This is a genomic window from Armatimonadota bacterium, from assembly GCA_016125185.1.
Classification (GTDB): Bacteria; Armatimonadota; Fimbriimonadia; order Fimbriimonadales; family Fimbriimonadaceae; genus Fimbriimonas.
On record WGMG01000006.1, the window covers coordinates 1,649,966 to 1,671,567 of the forward strand.

Annotated in this window: 17 protein-coding genes and 1 tRNA gene; 6 read left to right on the forward strand and 12 right to left on the reverse strand. The window is 56.5% G+C overall.

Annotation, left to right across the window (positions count from 1 at the left end; translation table 11 throughout):
- Positions 1–89: 89 nt before the first annotated feature.
- The gene (locus GC165_15795; protein ID MBI1334333.1) at positions 90–677 is read left to right on the forward strand and encodes a hypothetical protein; all 588 of its coding nucleotides are present in this window, start codon (positions 90–92) and stop codon (positions 675–677) included.
- 317 nt (positions 678–994) lie between these two features.
- Positions 995–2,152, forward strand: a complete 1,158-nt coding sequence (locus GC165_15800) for an RtcB family protein (GenBank protein ID MBI1334334.1) — start codon at positions 995–997, stop codon at positions 2,150–2,152.
- A gap of 233 nt (positions 2,153–2,385) precedes the next feature.
- Here GC165_15800 and GC165_15805 read toward each other — a convergent pair whose 3' ends face one another.
- The 7 genes from GC165_15805 to GC165_15835 form a co-directional block, all read right to left on the reverse strand.
- Entirely contained in the window at positions 2,386–5,397 is a 3,012-nt protein-coding gene (locus tag GC165_15805; GenBank protein ID MBI1334335.1) for a hypothetical protein, read from the reverse strand.
- Positions 5,394–6,251, reverse strand: coding sequence for a hypothetical protein (locus tag GC165_15810; protein MBI1334336.1), 858 nt, complete (start codon positions 6,249–6,251; stop codon positions 5,394–5,396). The genes GC165_15805 and GC165_15810 overlap by 4 nt, the downstream gene beginning before the upstream one ends.
- A gap of 1,475 nt (positions 6,252–7,726) precedes the next feature.
- Positions 7,727–8,302 carry a hypothetical protein gene (locus GC165_15815; protein ID MBI1334337.1) on the reverse strand — a complete coding sequence of 192 codons (576 nt, stop codon included), beginning with the start codon at positions 8,300–8,302 and terminating at the stop codon, positions 7,727–7,729.
- A 245-nt stretch (positions 8,303–8,547) separates the two neighbouring features.
- Positions 8,548–9,054, reverse strand: a complete 507-nt coding sequence (locus GC165_15820) for a 50S ribosomal protein L9 (protein ID MBI1334338.1) — start codon at positions 9,052–9,054, stop codon at positions 8,548–8,550.
- Between the two features lie 39 nt (positions 9,055–9,093).
- Positions 9,094–10,536: an MCE family protein gene (locus GC165_15825; GenBank protein MBI1334339.1), complete on the reverse strand. Its 1,443-nt coding sequence runs from the start codon at positions 10,534–10,536 to the stop codon at positions 9,094–9,096.
- A 54-nt stretch (positions 10,537–10,590) separates the two neighbouring features.
- A complete protein-coding gene (locus GC165_15830) occupies positions 10,591–11,052 on the reverse strand; it encodes a hypothetical protein (protein MBI1334340.1) in 462 nt (153 codons plus the stop codon).
- A gap of 3 nt (positions 11,053–11,055) precedes the next feature.
- The gene (locus GC165_15835; GenBank protein MBI1334341.1) at positions 11,056–11,394 is read right to left on the reverse strand and encodes a P-II family nitrogen regulator; all 339 of its coding nucleotides are present in this window, start codon (positions 11,392–11,394) and stop codon (positions 11,056–11,058) included.
- Positions 11,395–11,471: 77 nt separating this feature from the next.
- On the opposite strand from GC165_15835, the gene GC165_15840 reads away from it, so the two are divergent.
- Complete coding sequence (locus GC165_15840; protein MBI1334342.1) at positions 11,472–12,704, forward strand: hypothetical protein; 1,233 nt, start codon at positions 11,472–11,474, stop codon at positions 12,702–12,704.
- On the opposite strand, the gene GC165_15845 is transcribed toward GC165_15840, so the two are convergent.
- Positions 12,682–14,451 carry a family 10 glycosylhydrolase gene (locus tag GC165_15845; protein MBI1334343.1) on the reverse strand — a complete coding sequence of 590 codons (1,770 nt, stop codon included), beginning with the start codon at positions 14,449–14,451 and terminating at the stop codon, positions 12,682–12,684. The genes GC165_15840 and GC165_15845 overlap by 23 nt on opposite strands.
- Positions 14,452–14,745: 294 nt before the next feature.
- Between GC165_15845 and GC165_15850 the strand changes: the two genes are divergently transcribed.
- Both GC165_15850 and GC165_15855 read left to right on the forward strand, forming a co-directional pair.
- Positions 14,746–15,657, forward strand: coding sequence for a hypothetical protein (locus GC165_15850; GenBank protein ID MBI1334344.1), 912 nt, complete (start codon positions 14,746–14,748; stop codon positions 15,655–15,657).
- A 28-nt stretch (positions 15,658–15,685) separates the two neighbouring features.
- Positions 15,686–15,771: transfer RNA gene (locus GC165_15855), tRNA-Leu, on the forward strand.
- A 435-nt stretch (positions 15,772–16,206) separates the two neighbouring features.
- Here the strand turns inward: GC165_15855 and GC165_15860 are convergent.
- A complete protein-coding gene (locus GC165_15860) occupies positions 16,207–18,720 on the reverse strand; it encodes a hypothetical protein (GenBank protein ID MBI1334345.1) in 2,514 nt (837 codons plus the stop codon).
- Position 18,721: 1 nt separating this feature from the next.
- Complete coding sequence (gene yaaA / locus GC165_15865; protein MBI1334346.1) at positions 18,722–18,940, reverse strand: S4 domain-containing protein YaaA; 219 nt, start codon at positions 18,938–18,940, stop codon at positions 18,722–18,724.
- Positions 18,941–18,987: 47 nt separating this feature from the next.
- On the opposite strand from yaaA, the gene GC165_15870 reads away from it, so the two are divergent.
- Positions 18,988–19,401, forward strand: a complete 414-nt coding sequence (locus GC165_15870) for an EamA family transporter (GenBank protein MBI1334347.1) — start codon at positions 18,988–18,990, stop codon at positions 19,399–19,401.
- A gap of 1 nt (position 19,402) precedes the next feature.
- On the opposite strand, the gene GC165_15875 is transcribed toward GC165_15870, so the two are convergent.
- Together GC165_15875 and GC165_15880 are read right to left on the reverse strand one after the other, a co-directional pair.
- Entirely contained in the window at positions 19,403–19,735 is a 333-nt protein-coding gene (locus GC165_15875; GenBank protein MBI1334348.1) for a hypothetical protein, read from the reverse strand.
- Between the two features lie 304 nt (positions 19,736–20,039).
- Positions 20,040–21,560, reverse strand: coding sequence for a glycoside hydrolase family 13 protein (locus GC165_15880; protein ID MBI1334349.1), 1,521 nt, complete (start codon positions 21,558–21,560; stop codon positions 20,040–20,042).
- Positions 21,561–21,602: the final 42 nt, after the last annotated feature.

Consider the following 21,602-nt stretch of genomic DNA (forward strand, 5'->3'; position numbering starts at 1 on the left):
AACGGCTAGCGTGGCCGACTTGTCCGGCACAACTTGACCTTTAAGTGCACAAATCGACTTAGCCAAGGACATTCAAGTATCCTCGCAAAGTGAAGCCCGAGATATATGTCGACACTCATGTCATCACTCTTTACAACTTCCTAGACGCACCACAAAAGTTCTTGCCGGAGGGGATTGCCGAAGGAGATTTCTACATCTGCATGCCAATTCTGCGTGAATTAGAGTTAATAAAAGATAACCACATCAGCAAAGGGCAACGAAATCGAGCTCGAAATCTCCTTAACATGTTCCGAGACAATCCGATGGCCGGTAATTCCGTAAGCCTCTCATCTCTTATCAACCTTAAGATTGACCTTACCGAACCTACAGTCGATGAACATAACCTTTTTAAGCCAGTTACTCCCGACGACCAGTTCGTAGCTAAGGTGTGCGGAAGGGCAAAGTACGGCAGTCAAGATGTTTACTTGCTATCCAATGATGGTGGCGTTATCCTTAGAGCTAATTACGGTTCTCATCGGAACGGGTCGCCTAGAAATATCATTTGCTATTCCCCACCCGAGGAAGAGCGTCTCGTTAGTGATGACGATACCTTTTCTCAGAACTTCAAGGGCTTGGTGAAGCAGTTTGCGATCGCTTTAACTACGGAGCTAACGACAAATATAGTGGCTGAAGAGTGATGCTGCCCCAAAAATGAGGCAAGCGGGACCAATTTGGTCGCAACTTCGATTACCAATTACTCTAGTGGAGCCTGGAACTCAATTGTTGTGTGTTTAGGTATTTCATTCAATGCGGTCTTCGGTCAAAGTCATTTTAGGATTTGACCACGCACATCTGATAAGTGAAGTATTCGACCAAAGCCTTCCAAGGAAGTGAGAGCAAATTCTTACCTTCTTCTCTCTCTGACTTTGGAGTCTCCCTCGCTGGACGCGCCACTTCTCCCGCTCACAAAATTTCGAACCTTTCCGCCCCTCCCAACGTCTACATATCCTTGCCAATGAAGCTCATTGAGAACATTCCGTGTTGGGGCGATCCGGTTTTTCCGGAGGCCTTGCAACAACTCGACAACGCTCGAGCCACGGGTGCGGAGCGGTTGGCGCTGATGGCAGACCATCACGTCGGCTATGGCGTCCCCATCGGGGGCGTGGTGGCCTACAGACACCGAATCTCACCCAGTGGCGTCGGCTACGACATTGCCTGTGGCAATAAAGCCGTCCGGCTGGATGTAGACGCGATTAAGGTCAAAGCCAAGATCAATCCGATCATGGACGAGGTCTTTAAGAAGATCTCATTTGGCGTAGGACGCGCAAATAACGAAGACGTGGATCACGAACTCTTCGACGACGAAGCCTGGAAAATGAACCCGCTGAAAACTCTGAAAGAGAAAGCGAGGGCCCAGCTCGGAACCGTCGGGAGTGGAAACCACTACGTGGATATCTTTGAAGACGAGCAAAACCGAATCTGGGTTGGCGTGCATTTTGGTTCACGCGGACTTGGGCACGGCATTGCCCAGCACTTCATGGATATCGCGAAAGCAAACGGCCAGACGGAGCACTTCATCTCCTGGCTGTCGACTGAGAAGTACGAGGGACAGGAGTACCTGGAAGCGATGCGAGTGGCAGGCGAATACGCCTACGCCGGCCGCGACTGGGTATGCGCCAAGGTCGCCAAGATCCTCGGTGGGAAGATTGTTGAGGAAGTCCACAACCATCACAACTTCGCATGGAAAGAGAATCACGAAGGTCAGGAATTCTGGGTCGTACGCAAAGGGGCGACTCCGGCTTTCCCGGGCCAACGCGGATTCGTCGGCGGATCGATGGGTGACAATAGCGTGATCTTGGAAGGCGTCGATTCACCCGAGAGCCGAGAGGCGCTGTACTCGACCGTTCACGGCGCGGGTCGCGTGATGTCGCGAACGGCGGCCAAGGGTAAAGGCAAGGTCAAAGGTGCGGTCTCGAAAGAAGACATGCACAAGTGGATCAAACGGGAACAAGTCGTTCTTCGCGGGGCGGGAGTTGACGAAGCTCCCCTCGTGTATAAGCGACTGCACCGGGTACTGGAGCACCACTCCAGTTCAGTAAAGATCATCCATACGCTGAAGCCGCTTGGCGTGGCGATGGCAGGTGGCGACACCTTCGATCCTTACAAGGACTAGCCGTCGCTCCCCTCTCCTAGTTCTCCGCAGGAAACTGGGAGAGGGAGGCCCTCGATAGGATGGCGACCTAAGATTCTCCCTCGCTCGCCGAGGGAGCGGTGAGCCGACCATAGGCGAACCGGAGGGAGCGCCATGCTCTTGCGGTTCGAAAAGGGTTCGCCCATACTGTACTCACATCTTCATAATGTGAAGGCTATTGGGTGAGGGCTGACGCGCAACCCGCACCCATTTCTCTACTTGGCCAACGCCAGCAGAATCCGGCGATGCCCGGCTTCCAACCGAGCCAGATTATTCCCGCTCAACAGAGCGTTCACATCCACTCCGGCGTTGCTCGACGCTATGGCCCGCCGCAATCCCTCGCGAACGCTATCCAAGAACTTCGGATACTCCTTGTTTGTGATCTTGCCCGACTCGCGAGCATGAATGAACTCGAAGCATGCCTGTTGCATCTTGTCCACGCCGTCCAGCTTCGCCAGCGCCGGACGAAGGAACAGCGCCCGTTGCCACCGCACCATCTGCAGAATGTCGGCCACGTCGCCGTTCATCAACTGCATCTGCGTCAGACGCGAGTCGATGCCGTTCATCAGCGTCGCCATCGCCTGGATCATGGTCTCCGGCGTCGTCGCTTTGCCCGCCGCCGTGATCGCGGCAACCAGTCCAAACGGATCGGCGCCCGTCAGAGCCCCAGCCTTCTTCAGGTCGCTCGCCATCAGCGGTAGCGACTTCCCTTTCGTGAATGCCAGGTACGTCGCCCCATTCTTTGCCGCGCCGTCGAAATACTGACTGGGAACCTTGACGCCGCCAAATCCCGCCGCCAAGCGCTCCAACTCCTGCTGTTGCGTATCCAGACTCTCGCGGATCGCTTGCTCCAAGGTGCCAGCCGTCACGCCAACCCCAAAGCTGCTCGCCGCTTGACCGGCCGCAAGCTCATCGACGCCGACAAAAGCCGTCGTCCCTTTTGGAACTCCGTTCGTCTGGACGTTCACTCGAACCCACCGGTTTTCGCCCGGCTCCATGCCCTTCAGCACAATGGATGAACCGGTCTTGACCGTGATTGGTCGCCCTTCGCGCTGACCCGCCACCTGGTACGAAATGCTTCTCACGTAGCGTCGCGAGAGCCCCGAAACGCTGATCTGGAGCGGAATATCGCGCCGCATCAGGCCCGCGTTATGGATGATCGCCCAGTCGCCGATGAGCCCAAACCCGCCGTGCGGAGCGTCAGTCGTCAGGTGCATGTTGCGTTGCGCCTTGTTGTTGTCGCTGATGATCCGAAGGTCGGTCCCCGTGCCCCATCCTGGCGTATTGCCCACCAAGGATGGCGCGACATACGGGTCCGACGGCGACGAGATTTCAACCGCCAAGCAAAGGTGATTGCCCGAGGTCGGCTCCAGGTGCCAGTGGCACGCATCCGTAATCCACGGCCCCGCCGTACCGTCCGTCGTCAAAACCGGATCGGGATCGATCGTCACGTTCGGGTCGGCCGACGTGTTGTCCACATAGTTGCTTCCCGTCCCAAAGCGGGACACCAAGAAGTGGGCCGTCATGTTGGTCACCGGACCGCTGGTGTTGCGTCGAATCCGCGCAAACGCCCAATTATCGCCCGTCGAGCCCGAGCCGTTGCCCGCATCCTCGTTCGGCGGCTGATCGTTCACAAACGTTCCCGCCGTCGGACCCCGCCGATTCCACACGTCGCTAAACGAATAGAAGTTGCCATGGGTCGAAGGCTCCGCGCCATTGTCGCCATGAGTCGGATCATCGGTCCAGTCGCGCACATACACATCGTTGGACGGCGACGTCGTCTCGATCTCAAAGTAGTACGGATCGATCGAAGGCGCCACCGTCGTTGTGTGCGAAGCGTTGGTATACAACGTGTGCGTGGCCCAATTCACCTCCCGATTGAACTGTACGCCTGGCATAAAGTTCGCCGTATCTGGGTAATTGCTGGCGCAGAACATCCCCATGAAGTTCTTCCCCGCCGCAAACAGCGACGCGTAGTCGCCGATGTAAACGAGGTAGGTGGCCGAGGGAGTCGTCGCACTCTGGTTGCACATCGTAATGCCCGGAGTATTAAACGTCGTCGCATCGGGGTCCGTAGTCTGCACAAAGTGTGTTTCCCATCGTCCCGAAACGACCCGCTGGTACAAACAGCCGACCGTCCCTTCGATGTTCACCGCCACGTGCGGGTTCATCGCGCTCGTCACCGTCAAGAGGTCTCCCGACCACGTTTGCCCACGATTCGTCGACCGGCGAACGTGGATCGTTTCCAGATTCGAACCTCCGCTATCGCCGTACGCCAGGTACACGCGGTCGCTATTCCGAGGGTCGACGGAGATCGAAATATTGCTCGCTCCAAGCCGCTGTTGCCCCATATTGCCAGATGGCAAGGTCAACACCGGCGTAACGAATCGGCCGGCCACCGTGTCGCTAGGATCCTTCAAGATCGTAAATCCGCTTGCGCCGATGCCCCAGTTGTCATCGCGGACCACGCAGATTCGCGGCGATGAGTTCCAGTTTCCGTAGAAAGCCGCGTAAACCGTCCCGTCGTGATGCGGCGCGGGAACCTCGGCGAAGCCGTCTTGTCCACCCGTGTCACGATGCTGAATCAGGTTCAGCGCAAAACTCGCCGCCCCGACTTTGGCGTCCTGAGAGATGTCGAGCGTGGCCGTGCGGCCATTCGGAATCACACCGCCCCATCCGTTATTAAAGCCGACGTACAGTTTGTCCTCGCCGCCAAACACCGAAGTCGCCGACAGCACATGTGGCTGATCGACGTTACCGCTCCGCGTATCCAAAACCGTCATCGGCGTCGCCGAGTACGCATTTTGAGACCGCAGAACCACCATCGGCAGACCCGAAGTCGCCGTGCTGAGGATGCCCCCATACAACCAGCTCACGTCCGTCCCCGATCCGCCAAGGGTCGAGCTGAAGTTGAGCTGGATATCTCCCGTGCAAAATCCCCCGACCTTGCTCGGCACAATGAACGAAAGCGTCCACGTGTTGCCGCGGTCAGTCGAAACGTAGATCGGCGCCAGGCTACCCGTCATCGTCGATCCCGCCAGGTTGTCCCACGTAAAGGCGCTTCCCGCCAAACGGGCGTAGTTGTTCGGGTCGATCGCCAATGTCGGTTCACAGTCGCAGTTGGTTTCCGCGCTCCGGTTGTTCGGCGTCATATTGATCAATCGATTCTGGGCGAGCCCTAGGCTCGGAATCAGAGTCAATAGGCTAATCGCATGCAGACGTTTCATCGTCCAATCTCCTTCGCCATCAGCGTGCGGACCTTTTCCATCTGCGAACCAGGTTGAAACGCCGCATTGTCCGTCAAAAGCACCGCATTCATCTTGTCGATCATCTCCAAAGCGCCGGTTTCGCGCATCAAGATCGCCTCCTCTCGCTTTGGATTGCGAGTGATGAAAACACCCTCGTCGCCTTCCTTAAACTTGGGCGACGCGTACCAAACGATGTCACGACTGTTGGCAAACAGAATGTGAACGGTTTCGCCCTGCTTGACCGACTTCATCCCTGTTTCGACCGCGACCGTCGCCATCTGCCACTCGGGGTCGTGCTCAGAATCCAAATCCTTGGCCTCCCTCTCGATAGGTTCCACCTTCACGACTTTGCCCCGGAAAACCTGGCTGGCTTCCCGCAGTACAAGGCGAACTGGTAAATCGATGCGACCCTGAACGGCCGACGTGAAATCAGCTTTCGAGGCATCCGCTACTCGGCCGGTAACCTCACCAATGGCCGACATTGTCAGCGACTTGCCGATGAATCTGGGCACGCCAAAGAACACCATATCGGTTCCTGCTTTCGCGCCCCTGCTGGACATCTCTATTGTCGCGAGACTTCCGACGATGTTCCCGGTGATCGATTCCCCGACGTAAACCTTACTGACCTTTACGACCACCGTACGATTCGATGCCGGCATTAAAGGCTCGATGCTCGTATTGACTTTCTGAATCGTCCCACGCAAGATGATCGTCGATCGATCGGCCAGGCTCGCAAGGTTGACCTGCTGAGCCGAACTCCAAGGTGGCGCAAACTCGTACCGCGCTGAGGTGACCGGTGCCAGACAAATGCTCGCCGCGAGCACTCCCGGCATCACCCCTCTTATCCCATACATTTTCATAATGACTTCCTGAACCGTCGGACAAGCGACGCTCGAAGCAAGTCGGCGGGCGAATGGCGGGCCATCACGTGTCTTCCCAATGACAGGTGGGGACCGCCCGCTCGCTCTCCCACATTCAAGGCGATCAATCTCGCCAACGCACATTCACCAAACAGATGAATCGATTCCGTTATAACGCCTGGTAGAAATACTGTGTAGAGCCCCCCTCCAAAGGTCCTACTCACCCGATCAACGCCTTCGCCAGGCTTGAGCCGCCACGTTATCCCCAGCTACCTGTGGAAAACATGATGATTTTGTTAGCGCGATTGGCGTACCGCACACCTATAATAATCATGTCTCTCGTGCACAGCCTTCGGGCTCCTAAGACGCGAAAGACAGAGAGCCAGGATTCGGATGCTTCGGCAAAAGAATGCGATGCTCGTATTCCTTCGGTTGAAGGAAAAAGTCTTTCAGGTGGCTGATTTCGATCGGCCACCGAAAAGGACGAGATTTGGGACTCTGTCACAGTAGCCGAAAGGCAGCTTGGGTAGAGTCCCTTATTCATTTTTGCGAACCCTTCTTTCGGTAGCAGTTATGCACATAACATGGGGATAACTTAGCGCAATTCTTCTTGTTAATTTTCAATATGCATCGTATAGTAAAGATGTCTCCAGCAGACGGCCTCGGCCAGAAGCAAACGGAGGCACCGCCTTCAGTGAGAGACTTCGGTCAGACCATGTAAGTAGGGCAACCGTCTTCCGAGATCGACTTCGGTAGGTTCAAAGAAGACAAAAGTCTTTGAGGTGGTTAGCTTCGGCTAGCCACCGTAAAAGACGAACATTTTGGGGTTCTGCAACCAAAGCCGAAAGGCGACGGAGGTAGAGCCCCTTAATTGTCTTGAGAATTCCCAATCATTCAAGGATATAGAACTATCCACATACTATGTGGATAACTATTGGAACATTGATTTCACATCGATGCGCCCTAGGAAACCCGAATCTTTAGATCGCAAAATCCTTGCGACGCCGATCACTCGTTTGCGTCTTACACTCTGCCGGTAAGGCGAGCTTTCTTTCATGTAAGCCGGGCGCAACTAACCCTTTTAGTTATCCACACTAATTTGTGGATAACTTCGCGAATCTTTTCTTGTTTTCTAAGAATTAATGTCGTATAGTATTAATGTCTCCGGTGGAGAGCTTCGGCAGGAAACCAGGGGCGAGTCGCCTTTAGATCAGATTTCGGTCAGATCCACAGATAGGGCGGCAGCCGGAAGGCGCGGAGTTTCGACAAGGCGCAACATGGCAAAACCCGCTTTTGCTCGCTGGCTTCGGCCCGTGAGCCCTAGACAGGCGGAAAAAAGTTCTTGAAGGCGCTTAGCTTCGGCTAGGCGCCGAAGAGAGCTAAATTTTGGGGTTCCGTCAGGATCGTCGAAAGGCGACTCAGGCGGGACCCCTTAATTCTGTTTGAGCCTAGGCTACTACTTGCGATTGCGCCTCGCGTAGTAGCTCCAGAACCCCGAAGTGCTCAGCCCAGCGAGTCATGTACGCCTCGTCCAAGTCCTCTCCCTGAGTCTCCAACACCTGCACAATATCGTTCCATTGACGATCGCTGACCTTATTCCCCAGAACAAACCATCTTAGCTTCGTGATCACGATGTCTTCGGGAGACGCGAACGGTAACGACTTTCCCGGCAGGAATTCGACCCATCGCTTCCGCTCTAATTGCCCTCTGGAATATTCGTCGTGGGGCAAAAGGAAGATGTCGAACTTATCCAGCGTCTCTCCATGCAGAATCTGACCCGCCGCAAACTCCTGGCGCCCTTTCAGAGATTCCCGCATGAGTTCGGCGTCGATCACGTAGGGCCACTCGAAAGCCTCTTCCAGGAGGTCGATCTGTTCAACAGACAAAGAAGCCGCAATGTCCACGTCGCGAGTATTGCGCTCCTGCCCCCAAACAGAACTCGCCATCGACCCGCCGATCACAAAATCCACGCCAGCGGTCTGGAGCTTCTCGACCACCTCGAATAGGGTCTCGAAAATGGTCACTCGGGCCGGTACTTCCTTGTCGTCTCCCGAACGACCTTCATGCCCGCCATCAGCTCCAAAGTCTTTTTCAGACGCCAAGAAGGGCCCTTTTCACGCGAAAGCCGAACCCGAGCCCGGTGCATCTCGATCGACGTATCCTGTAGGTCCGTCCGCTTCACGAACCCATTATACTAGACACTCGTCTCCCCTAAAAACAAAAATCCCCATGGCCAAAGCCCTGGGGATTCCTATTCAAAACCGAGAACTTAGGCTTCGACCGGAGCGGACTCTTCTTCCTCTTCTGTTTCCTCGACCACGTTCAATGCCGGGTCGAAGACGTCGACGGTGATGTGTCCGTCAACATGTGCGTGCAGATCGAGCTCGACCGAGTACGAACCCAGTCGCTTGATCGGATCGTGCAGAGCAACCTGCTTCTTATCCAACTCGACACCAAGCTGAGCCTTGATCGCATCGGCGATGTTCTGCGAAGTGATCGCACCGTTCAGTCGGACGCCGTCTGCGCCAACCTTGGTCTCGATCTTGACGGTCTGACCGTCGAGCTTCGTCTTCAGGCCTTCGGCATCGGTCTTCTTCGCCGCAACCTTTTCGGCCAAGCGAGCGTTTCGCTTCTCAAGTGCCGCGATCTGGCTCTTATCGGCATAGATCGCCAAGCCGCGCGGGAAAAGGTAATTCCGCGCAAAGCCGTCGGCAACGTTCACGACCGTTCCGGCTTTGCCGACCTTCGGTACTGTCTGATTCAGGATTACCTTCATCTCGTTAAAATCTTCTCCAGCGGTTTCTTGTCCCGGGCCTCAGCGCTTAATTCCAAAGCCGATGCTCGGGGCGTTGTCCTTAAAGACGCGGTCCATGCCAAACCAGCCGTACACGTCTTTTCCGAAGTTATATCGGAGTCGCACATCGAATCTCGGATCGTTCAAACTGAACAAATCCGCACGCAACGATGCCGCAGGACCGAACGAATAATCTACCCCAAGTCCGGGCTTAGATGCAAATATTCCGTACCGTATTTGGAACCGATCGTCGATTTTCTTACCCAACTGCGCGATCAGGTTGTTCCCCTCAAACGCATTGTAAAGTCCAAAATGCACGCTGTCCCCGTTGCTCTGCGGGAAAACCAGCGTAAAGTCGGTCCGCGTAAAGTTCGGCTTCGACTCCTCGATCACGTCGAAATGCGACTCATACTTCAGAGCCGGAATCAGCGATCCGTTACCGCCCACGGTGTCGGAAACCTTCTTCACTGCCCCTTTCACATCGTCCGCAATATCGTTGATCTTCGTAGCGATTTCGTTCGCCTTCGTCATCAACTCGCTCATCTTGCGGCTGATCTCGGGCCCATCCTTCGACATCGTCTCGACGTTCTTGGCGATGACCTCGCCGTTGGCTGCCATCTTAACTCCGCTATCCGTCATCGCTTGGATGTTCTTCGCAGAACTCTTGATCGCCGTCTGGAGGTCGGGGTCGCTCACCAGCTTGTTCATCTCCGCGATCATCTTGCTTCCCTGCTCCGAAGCCACCCGGATATTCTCTAGCGTCTCCTTCAGATCGCCCTGAATCTTCCCTTCTTTCGACAGCGCGTACAGATCCTTCGTCATCCCCTGGATGTTCGCCATCGTCGCCGAAGCCTCCTGAAGCGTCTTCGAGAGGGTCGCTTGGTTCGAAACGATCAAGCTATTCACCGACGATGCCGTCTGGCCAAACTGCGCCATCGTCTTGTTCGTGGTCGCCATCAGGTCCTTGACCTCGTTCACCAGCGTCTTGTCTTCGAGGATTTTTCGGAAAGCCGCCATGGTCTTGGTCAGCTCGGCCACCGCATCCTTTCCGTTCGGCAAAAAGCTGTCCAGCGCGCCTTGCTTCACGCCCATCATCTCGTCGCCGGGCGAAAGGTAACCGTCGGCTGAGGTCGGCGGCACGACCGAAACGATGTTCTCACCAATGCCCGTCAGGCTGGTCGGAAGTTGAACCACCGATCCCCGTGGAATCTGCACCTCTGGGTTCACCGCCAGCACCATCTGCGCCTCGGTTGGAGACTTCAACGCCACCGCTTTCACCGTCCCGATGTTCACACCCGCCATCAAAACGCGGGTTCCCGGCGCGATCCCGCCCGCATCCTGGAATTTTGCGTAGTACGTCTGCGTCTTAGGCCCAAACAGCTTCTGACCCAGCACCGCATACGCGGCGTACAGCATCGCGAAAAAGGCGACAACTAAGACCCCAACTTTCCCAGCGTTTTGCATCGGCTTCCATTAAGTGTAGACGCTTAACCTGGCAATTTTGCTGTTCGAACCTGCTTACGGAGCGTTCGCCACATACAGACCGGGGTACTCGCCCGGCTCTTCGGCTAGTTCGTTGTCTACCGGCGACTCCAAAATCTTTGTCCAGAACTCCTCAAATTCCGCATCGTCCCGAATGATCCGGTCATAGCTTTCCTCGTAAAACGGTGGCCACCGCTCGCCCGTCTTCTTCACGATTCCTTTGCCCGTCTTCGTCTTCGCCTTCTCCACGATGTCGCTCAGTTCGTTGCCCTCCTCGACCCTAAACATTAGCTCTGTCTGGTTGGGTAGCACGCAGGCGATGATGAGGTCCCACTTCCGCCCATCCGGGCGGAGCAGATTGGAGAGTAACCGATTCCGCTCCTCGTCCGATAAGTCGCGCCGATGTCGAAAAGTCACGTAGTAAACGACGTTATCGGCCCGCCAATGCGGCAACCGGCCTCGCCAAATCGAAAAGTTCTCCCATCGCTTGCCCGCCATCGGCTAAGAAAGCGCTGCGTCCCCGCGCTCGTCGGTCCGAATCCGAATCGCCTCGACGATTTCGGAGACAAAAATCTTTCCGTCACCGATCTCGCCCGTCTTCGCCGCCCCAACGATCGCGTTCACCGCGACGTCCAGTTGATCGTCCGGCACCACCACCTCGACCCGCATCTTGGGCAACAGCACCGGCGCTTTGGTCTTAGCCGCGCCTTTCGTCTTCCCCATCTGTCGGCCATAGCCGCGAACCTGGTCGACGGTCACGCCTTGGATATCGGCGTCGTGCAGAGCCGCCTGCACCGCCTCAAGCTTTCCGATCTGAATAATGGCTTCGATTCGCTTCACGAGGACCCCCAAATTTACGCTGAATTAGACGATTCAATCGGTCGATTTGATGCGTCTTCTTTCTTGTGGGCGAATTTGTGTCCCAACGTTCGCTGATCATCGGTGTCCTGCTTGCCATTGGCGTTCTCGCCGTCGGCGCGTTTTCTGGTGCCTGGATCTGGGTCGCCATTCCCCTTGGCGTCGGCATTTTTGCCTTCAGTAGTGCCCTCAAGCGCGAACTCGACGCAGTGGAGGCCGACCTAGCCCGCAAACGCGAGCAGAACGAAACCCTCGGCGAAATCGCCCGATCTCAAAAGTCGGCGGTCGATGCCTTCGCCGACGGCCTCGACGTCGGCATCTTTGTCTGCGACGAGCGATGCCAAATCGCTTACGCTAACCGTTTCGCCCAAAGCCTCTTTGGCTTCGAGAATCCGCTCGGCCGCTCCCTCCTCGCCGTCACTCTCTCGGTCGAACTCGAACAGCTAGCCCTCAACGCCCTCGACGAAAAGAACGTCATCGAGGCCGAGATCAGCTTCAGCTTCCCCAAGGAGCGAATCTGCGTCGCCCGCGCCTGGACCACCAACGAGCCGCCCCAGCGCGTCTACCTTTCCCTGGTCGAAATCACGGACCTACGCCGGATGGAGCGCGTGCGAAAGGACTTCGTCGCCAACGTCAGCCACGAGCTTCGAACCCCAATGACCGTCATCCGTGCCTACGCGGAAACCATGATCGACGACGACAGCAAGGAGTTTCGCAAGAAGTATCTCCCGCGCATCATCTCCGAGGTAGATCGCCTCACCAGCATCACCCACGACCTGCTCGTCCTCAGCACCGCCGAGTCTAGCCCCGTCCGCAAAGGCCCCTGCGAGTTCGGCGCCATCATCCGCTACGCCATCAATCTACTCACGCCCCAGGCCAAGGAGAAAGGACTGGTCATCACCTACGAGGGTCCCGAGGACATGGACATCGAGGCCAACGCCCAGCAGATCACTCAAGTCGTGGTTAACCTCGTCGAGAACGCCATCAAATACACCAACGAGGGCGGCGTCGATCTTCGGCTCGAAGACCAAGGCGAATACATTCGATTCGACGTCACCGACACCGGCATCGGCATTCCCGAGGAACACCTTCCCCGCCTATTTGAACGCTTCTACCGCGTCGACAAAGCTCGTAGCCGCGCCAGCGGAGGCACAGGCCTGGGCCTCAGCATCGTCAAGCACATCGTAGAAGCCCACGGCGGCTCCATCCACGTGGACAGCGCCCAAAACCGCGGCTCGACCTTTAGCGTGGTGCTCCCGAAGGGCGACTCTACCTCTTTGTCGGTTGGATAACCGGCTCGCTCGCCACGCCGGTATCGCTGAACGTAACCGCCGCAATCGGTCCATGCGCCACGTTCACCCAACTGATCGGATCGCCCGAGTGGTACCGTTGCCAGTTCCCCCAAGTCACGTTCTCCGCTTCATCGCCGCCGTCCGGGTCTTTCCGCGTCCCGTAGCAAATCGCCATGAACTCGCCCGACTTCGGCGCCTCAAAACTCACGCTGCCCGCCACCACTATTCGCGGCATCCGCGGCTTCTTGTCGCCCAGCCACGGTGAGGCCGGCACGAACGCGTCGTCCTGGTACGGCCCGTTCTTCAGCGCCGTGGCGACATTCGCAAAGTTGTTGGCCAAGCACTTAAAGCTGAAGTGGACATTGCCCGAATCATCTTCCAACTTCCGCGAAATCGCGATCTGATTGAGGATTTCCGTAGCCTTCCAGTTCCCTTCGCTCGGGTCGGTCCGACCTGTGTAAAGCCCCGCCCACACGTGCCGGTCGTGCTTGTTTTGCCCCAGCCAATACTTCAAAAGGTCGGGGTACGGTTGCGGCGACGAAATCGCCCAATAAAGCTGGGGCGAGTAGTAGTCGCACCACCCTTCGTTCAGCCACTTCTGCGCGTCGGCATAAAGCTCGCTGTACTGATCGAAACCGGCCTTCACTGTCGACGGCTTGCCCGGACGCGCAATCCCAAACGGGCTGATACCCACGAGCACGTGCTTCTTCAGCTTCTTCACGCCCTTATACAGGTTCTCGATGAACTCGTCGACGTTTTGCCTCCGCCAGTCGTCCCGACTCAGCGTCCCTCCGCTCGATTTATACTTGTTCCAACTCGGTCCGTCGGGAAAATCAACTTCGTTCCCGCTTCCGTCCTTCACCGGGTACGGATAGAAGTAGTCGTCCAAGTGCACGCCATCGATGTCGTACCGCTTCACCACGTCGAAAATGACGTCGAGCGAGCGCTTCTGCACATCCTTCTCGCCCGGGTCCATCCAAAGATATCGGTCGTACTTCTTCACGATGCCCGGATTCGTGTTGAAAAGGTGGTTCGCCGCCAGCGGCCCCTTCTGCGCCGGGTGCTCCGCCCGATAGGGGTTGAACCAGCAATGAAGCTCAATTCCCCGTCGATGACACTCCGTCACCGCAAACTCGATCGGGTCCCACGCCGGATCGGGTGCTCGCCCCTGCAAGCCCGTCAAATACTCCGACCACGGCTCCAATGACGAGCGGTATAACGCGTCGGCCGAGGGCCGCACCTGAAACACCAACGCATTCAGATTGAGGTCCTGCGCCTTCTGAATGATCTTCAGCAGTTCGTCCTGCTGTTGCTGGGTCGTCAGGTCCCGCCGAGAGGGCCAGTCGATGTTGTCCACAGTGGCAACCCAAGCCGCCCGAAATTCCCGTGGAATCGGTGGAAGGGTGGCGGTGAGTTTGTCGTTCGCTAGCATCATTGTCGCAAACAGCAGAGTCATTACCCCCATTCTACTGGTAAATTTGAGAGTGTGAGTTCGCACGGCGTGATCCAAATCGGGGAAATAACCTCGAAGCTCACGTGGCTTATGACACCGATCGGCCTGCTGATCGATGAAGTCAATCTCCAGGGCGGCCCCCTCGATATCGACACCGACGACCTCGACAAGAGCCGCGGCAAACTCTCCTTCGAAGCTATCATCCGCAATCAGTCGGTCGCCGTCTTCCTCGAAAAACTCCAGCCGGGCGGACTGACGAATTTCCAAGTCTCGATCCAGCCCACGGGACTCCATATCCAGGCCGTCAAGACCGTCATCGTTCCGATTCCTGCCACCGCCCACGCCATCCTGAAGCTCGATTCACCCGAAGAAATCTCGGTCGAACTCGTCTCTGCCGAGGCTCTCGGAGCCGGTCTCAAGAACATGGTCGCCAACCAGATCGCGCAGATCAACCCGATCGTCAAGTCCGACATGTTCCCGATCCCCGTCCGCTTCAAAGGGGTCATTCACGGCGACGGACAGGTGACTGTCATCGGCGAAGGCGATCTTTCTGCAACCTAAACCGGTCCCAAACCCGTCTCTACAAGCATGAAGCTTGCAAGTGTTTCGGGGTTCATTCTGCTCGCGTCCATCGCCTTTTCCCAAGGCACCGACCCGCTCGGTAGTGGACGACCGTCGTCATACACGGTCGATAGCCTGCCCGCTGATTTGGTAGCCGTCGAGGTCGCAACCACCAAAGACAACCTGGCCACACTGATGGGTCTGAGCATGTCTCAAACCATGATTTCCTCCCACGATTCGGCGCCAAATCCGTTTAGCCGAGAATTCCTGATGTCGCTGATGGATGTCATTTGGATCGGCAAAGGCGAAGAACAAGGCAATAGCGAATATCTGATCGGCTACAAGCTAGATGTCTCGCGCGCCTTCCTACCGAGCCAGTCCCAAGGGAACAGCTTCACGTTCCGTCTGACCTACGTTCGCCGTCAAGCCATCGTGAGCCTCACTCCTCGCGAAGACCTCGCGCCGACCGCCCTCCGCGACATGATGAAGACCCCGGTTCAGGCCGTCGGGACGGTTACACAACGAACCGCCACGCTGTCAAACCTCAAGCAGGTCGCCACCGCCCTCGCCATCTTCGAAGCCGACTACGACGACCGGATTCCCTACGTCGAGAGCACGCCTCAACTCTTCGACCTCCTGAATCCTTACATCAAAAACCGCGAAGTATTCAAGACGCTGAATCCGGCGGGCGGCATGTTCCGGCTCAACATGAGCCTGGCGGGCACGAACTCTGACGAAATCCCCAATCCAGCGGGAACCGTGCTCTTCTACGAGTCCCTTCCGTGGGCCGATGGACGCCGGTGCGTGGCCTTCGTTGACATGCACGCCAAAGTCGTCGATGAGGCCGAATGGCAAAGCCTCCAACCCACGCTCAACCTCAAACTGAAGCGTTACGGCAAACCCCTCAAGCCCGGACAATTGCCGCCATCGACCAAATAAATTGGTCTGGTAAAATAGACGTTTCGCTGGGCGAGTGGCGAAATTGGTAGACGCACTGGATTTAGGTTCCAGCGCCTAATCAGCGTGAGAGTTCGAGTCTCTCCTCGCCCACCACGCATGTCATCGGTCGGCACTCAAACCTAGGCGACCGTGACCATGGAAGTTAAATCTAGTCTCAAAACTTTCCGCTCTACTTTAGCCTCTAAAATAGCCGAACAGCCTTGACCGCGTAGCGGTCACAGCAGGTAGCCGGGGCGTCGGAGCGAGGTACGAGCGTAGACCCCCGGATGAATTCGAACCCAAAATAGTCCGAGGAGTCCCGTGAATGGGACGACCCCGCCATTTTGGCGGCACTGATGAGATGAGGCAGAGAGTTTCATCCAACCTCGCTGTGCCAAGTGAACCTAGAAAATGGGCGACCCAAAATCCCTCTCCCAATTCTCCGATTTGAGGGTCCACATTTCAACTGCCACAAGGGCAGTTGAAATGTGGATGGGTGGCTCCTGACTGATGTCTGGAGCCGGGTGAGGGCCATTCCGCCCACCAACCCTAACTCTTAACCGGGGCAAACCATGAACCCAAAAGCTTCTCAACATCCGAAGAACTCAGCCGAGACAAATCGAGGCAACACGTAATCGGCTTCGGGCTCTTCGACAATCCATCGATCGCCAAGTTCAACTGCCACTTCACTTCGTCTCCACTCAAGCTATCGATCACGAACCGAGCCCCTGCTATGTTCGCCAAATTCACACCGAACGGCATCCCCGCCCCGCCGCCATCGAACGTAAACGGAGTGTCTTCCGTCATCAAGCAAAGCGGCACGATCTTTCCCTCAACCTTATTCGAGAGCCCCGGCAACAGGTCAGACCATACTGGCACGGAGATGCCCGCAAGCACCTTGGTCCGAAGCCGCTTTAACCCGTCCGCCATCTCCTTGGCTCGAAAATCGTCCCACTGCGCCACGTAAGGATGAATAATGTATTCATCCCCGTCGATTCGCCCATAGGTGCGCGGGTATCCCATCAGTTCCATGTCGGGAAAGAAGTATGGCGATACGTTCACGCTCGACATGAGCCCATCCGGCACCAAGTCGATCGGGTCCACGCCCGTCATCCGCAGAAACGCCGACCGCATTGACAGCGAATACCCGAGTCGCCGACCCACCAACTCCGACGGACTATTTCCGATCGAGTATCCCTCACCCAACTTCGCCTCGTAGCCGATCGGCTGTTCATCGCAGACGACCACTCCGGCAAGGCCAGGAGTCTTGGCTAGGCGACCCATCAACGACCAATCATCCGGCGTCTGATCGGGCGAAACCCCATTCTCCCAGGCAAGCACGGAACGAGTGATTTCGCTCGGTTCCCGCAGGCGGTTCAATCTTTTGCTCGTCAAAGCCCATTTCCCCGCCTCTTCCCCGGTTGTGCTGATCACCGTCCGATCGAGGTCGTCCGACGAAGAAACAGATCGCCATGGTCGGACGACGTATTTCACCTTCAACCCCGACCGAGTAGAAGCGTCCACCGCCGCCGTGAGCGTGCCCGAGTCCAGCGTGTCAACCCAAAGCTCGCTCATGCCAATCGCTTTGGCTTTCGCAACAAGCCCCCGAATCTGTTCGGGTTCATCCGTTCGGACAATGCAACTAACGTTGATGCCCTTAGCAATCGTCCACGGAGGCGTCGGTGCTGCCGGTCCCTGGCGACGTTGTCCACCAAACACAAAAGTCCTAAACTGCCCGATCGAGCCTCCCGCCTCCTCAAAGACGTCCTCTCCACTAGGCAAGGCAAAGTGGTAGCTCAGGGCATTATGAGCTCGTGCCCCGTCAACCTTTACGGGTTGCACGGTGTACTCTTCGTTGAACTTCGCCACCATCGACCGCAGACCATCGTCGACCAGACTCGGCGGTATCGCTCCCTCTCCTTTCGCAAGGTACTCCTCCATTTCCTTCGTCGGCTGATACGGGTCGCGCGGACTCGATTTGGCCGCCTTCAACAAACTGCTTTTGCCCACTGCCGCGCCCCATTCGTCCGACATCTTATATTGGTAGTCGCGAAGCTCGGCTTTCCACTGGTCGAACCTCGCTTTTCGCGTCCCCAATCCCATCAAGTCTGACGTCAGAACGTACTGGCTCCCAACTCGACGGTAGGTGCCCGTCACCATCTGTGCAATCGCCGCCAAAAGGTCCCCCGCCCGCGCCTTGCCGCCCACCATCGTCATCGAGCGCTTGGCGACTCTTGGGTCGGCATAAATCGTCAGATGGACCACTTGCCCGATACTCGCCAAAGCCTCCTGAACTGTAACCTGAGCCGAGAACCCGACGAGCGAGTCGAGGCTCTTCGCTGAATAATTCAGGTCCGAAGGTTTCTGTTTGTTAGGGACCTCCGTGCGGACGTTGATCCCAAAAATCGATCCCGGTCCGCTCTGCATGTCCGAAAGCTGGCGATAGAATCCCGCCACCTGGTGGAGCCCAACGTTGTCCATCGAGTCCGGCTGAACCGTGCCCTTACCATCCTTGAGGGAAAAGTCGAACGACACCGTCCGCGTGATGCGGAGCCGCACCTGCTTTCGTTGCTCGTCGTTCAGCGTGAACTTGTCGGTCGTCTTGAAGTCGTTGCCCAATACCTCGCGTCGCTCGACCTCAAACTTCTTGGGTAGAAGCGACTCGAACACAAGCTGTTGGTCGCGATTAAGATCGCCGAAGCCAATGCCTCTGGACGTAACCTGGTCGATCTGCCCTGGCGTCAGCGTTGAAAGCAGATAGATGATCTTGCTCCGCATGTCCATGCCCTCGTACAGGTCCGGTTGCTTGCTGAACGAGTCATCGATCTGAATCATCGTCGTGGGAACAATGGCCGTCAGGTCGCCAATCTCGACTACCTTTCGACGGAAAGCCGCAATCGAAGCGCTCTCGACCTTTAGTCGCTCTCCTTCCAGGTAAACCCCCGGACCGCCTTTAAACAAATCCGCCTTGTGCTTGGAAACATAGGCGTCGAGTGTGGTCTTTTGGCCAAAAGCGCTGGACGAAGCAACGACGAGTCCCCAAACAAGTAAGCGAAATTTCATCTCATTCCTTTGTTACTATTTTAACAGACTGTTTGTCAGGAAAAGTGACAATATCGCCTGGGCGAATTTTTCTCCCTCGACGGTTGTCCGGCTCACCATTAATCAGCGGCGAATGGTTTGCAAGATACTCCTTGGCCTCCGCCCCATTCGAGATGTAGTCCGTCAGCTTCAAAAGCTGGCCCAAGGTGATGTATTCGCTCCAAATCTCGACGGTTTTCACTGGATGAAGTATCCCCCATTTGACCCTCCTGATCCGTCTTGGAAATCATGGACTATCGGATTTACGCCTTGCTCTCGGCCCTCTTCGCCGGCATCACCGCGATTCTAGCCAAGAAAGGTGTGGAAGATGTTCCCGCCAACACCGCTCTCGCCGTCCGCGTCGCGTTTGTTTTCCTCTTCTCGCTGGGCCTGGCCGTCGCCTCCCGCCAAGCTTCCCTTGGCGGACTCACACGCCAAAACTGGATATTCCTCGTCCTCTCCGCCGTCGCTACCTGGCTCTCGTGGCTGTGCTATTTCCGCGCGTTGCAACTCGGCGAGGTTGCCAAGGTCGCTCCCATCGATAAACTCAGCTTCGTCATCGCCATGGTCCTCGGTATCGTGATCCTCAAGGAAAAGGTCGACGCCAAAGTCATCGGCGGCGCCGCCCTCATCGTCACCGGCGTTCTGCTGACCTTGCGCTAGCCTACTTGGGCTCGATGATCGAAATGGCGGTCAAGCCCTTGATGCCTCGCGTCACCATGATCTGCATCTTGTGGCCCTCAGAAACCACATCGAAGGTTTGCGAGTCGTAGCCCTTGTTGGGCACACCAAACTCTTTGCAGTAAAACTCGATCACCTGCTTTGGCGAGTCGGGTGTCGTGAGATTCGCACCAATGACACCCGCATTCTCACCGTTCGAAATGATCTTCGCGCCCGGATACAGCTTCGCATGCGGCAACTGAGCGCTAGAACCTGTGCGGGCATCGCAGCCAATCACGGCGGCAACGACAACCGCAACCAAAGCCCACTCTTTCACTGGAGCAAATGCTACCCCTACAAAGCGACATCTTCTCTGCACTCTGCACTCTGCACTCCGCTCTGAAACGTCCACCAAACCAAGGTGTCTCTCTGGCGAGAGAGACCGGAGAGTCTGTTCCCCAAAAAAGAGAATTCGAAACTGCCAGACGAACCGAGAGAGTCGCGAAAGCCTCTGAATTCTCAAGCCTGAACCATTCGGAAAACGAGGCTATCCCTTAAAAAAGGGATCGGTGAGCGAGGAACGAGCGAACCGAGGGATTGACGACAAACCCAAGACAAAACGGGCCACTAACCCTAACTCCTCATTTAATCCGATCGTACGGCGAGAACCCGTTCACCCGCGTCACCACCGGAACAAATATCTGAATCGACTTCGGTGGAGCCTCCACCGTCATCAATCCCATCTTCTGCAAAACCTTTCCGCCCGACACCAAATCCTGCATCTCCTCCCAGCTCATCAGGTTCCCCATCCGATGCGCAAACGTCTCCGTGACCTTCTTCGCCGTCGGATTCACGACCACGATCACATCCTCGCGCAACAGCCCCGTCGTCCGCGTAAACGCCAGCAGCTTCTCCGTCCTAAGAGCCTGAAAATCCCCGTACCGCAGCGACGGATGGCTCTTTCGGAACCCGATCAGCTTCTTCACCCACGCCAGGGTCTCGTTCTGCGGACTCACCAAATCCCATCGCATCGGTGCGCGATTCTCCGGGTCGCCGCCTCCGGTCATCCCCAACTCGCTTCCGTAATACACGTTTGGACAACCCGGCAACGTGAACAATAGAGCCCACTCCAACATCCGATCCTTGTCGCTGGGCAACATCGAGGTCAAGCGCGGCGTGTCATGGTTGTCCGCCACCAGCCAAGACTTCAGCACATTCTCGATGCCCGCATCCGCCACGTAGTCGTTGAGCATGTCAGCCGCTCGCCCACCGGACACTGTCCCATCCAACATCTCCATGCAAAGACCCGGTGCGAACAGATTGTATTGCCCGTCGATATTCGGGAACCAACCCGCCGGGTAGCCCAGAATCTCGCCAACCACTAAGCTTCCCTTCTTAGCCTTGTGCGCGTATTTCGTGATCTCGCCCAGCAATTCTGGGCCGATTTCATAGGCCACATCCAGCCGCCAACCGTCAATCCCCAGGTTCAAATAATGCTGAACCACCGAGTCCTTGTCTCGCCAAAGATACTTCTGAAGTCCAGCATCCTCCAGATGCAGGACCGGCATATTCACGCCTCCCAGCCACCCCTTGTAGCCCGCCTGGTACTGCTTGCCGAGGAAGAACCAATCGCGATACGGGCTCTTCGCCGACTTCAATGCGTCCTGCAAATAAGGCGATCGCCGTCCCATATGGTTGAACACGCCGTCGAGCACAACCTTGAGCCCCGACTTATGCGATTTCGAAATCAGGCCTGACAAGTCCTTCGTCGTCCCAAACGCCGGATCGACCTTCTTGTAGTCGATGGCATCGTACTTGTGGTTCGTAAACGCCTCGTGGATCGGATTCAGATAAAGTACATCCGCCCCAAGGTCGCGAATGTACGACAGCTTCGACTCCACACCCTTCAGGTCGCCGCCCCAAAAGTCGAGTTCATGCGTCCAAACCCCCAGCTTAGGGTCAAATTTTCCCGCTTTCGGCAGGTCGTCCCATGAGTGAAACGTTCGCGGACTGGCGTAAAACTTTGCTTTCGCCAGAGGGTTCGCAGGCGGCACAAACCGGTCGACGAACACCTGGTACACCACGGCGCCGTTTCTCCAATCCTTTGCGCGGCTTTCGATAGAGGCTTTCGACAAACTCATAGCAACGATCGGAACGATCATTAACGTGACCTTACCCACTCACTTTCGGCGGAGTCGCCGAAA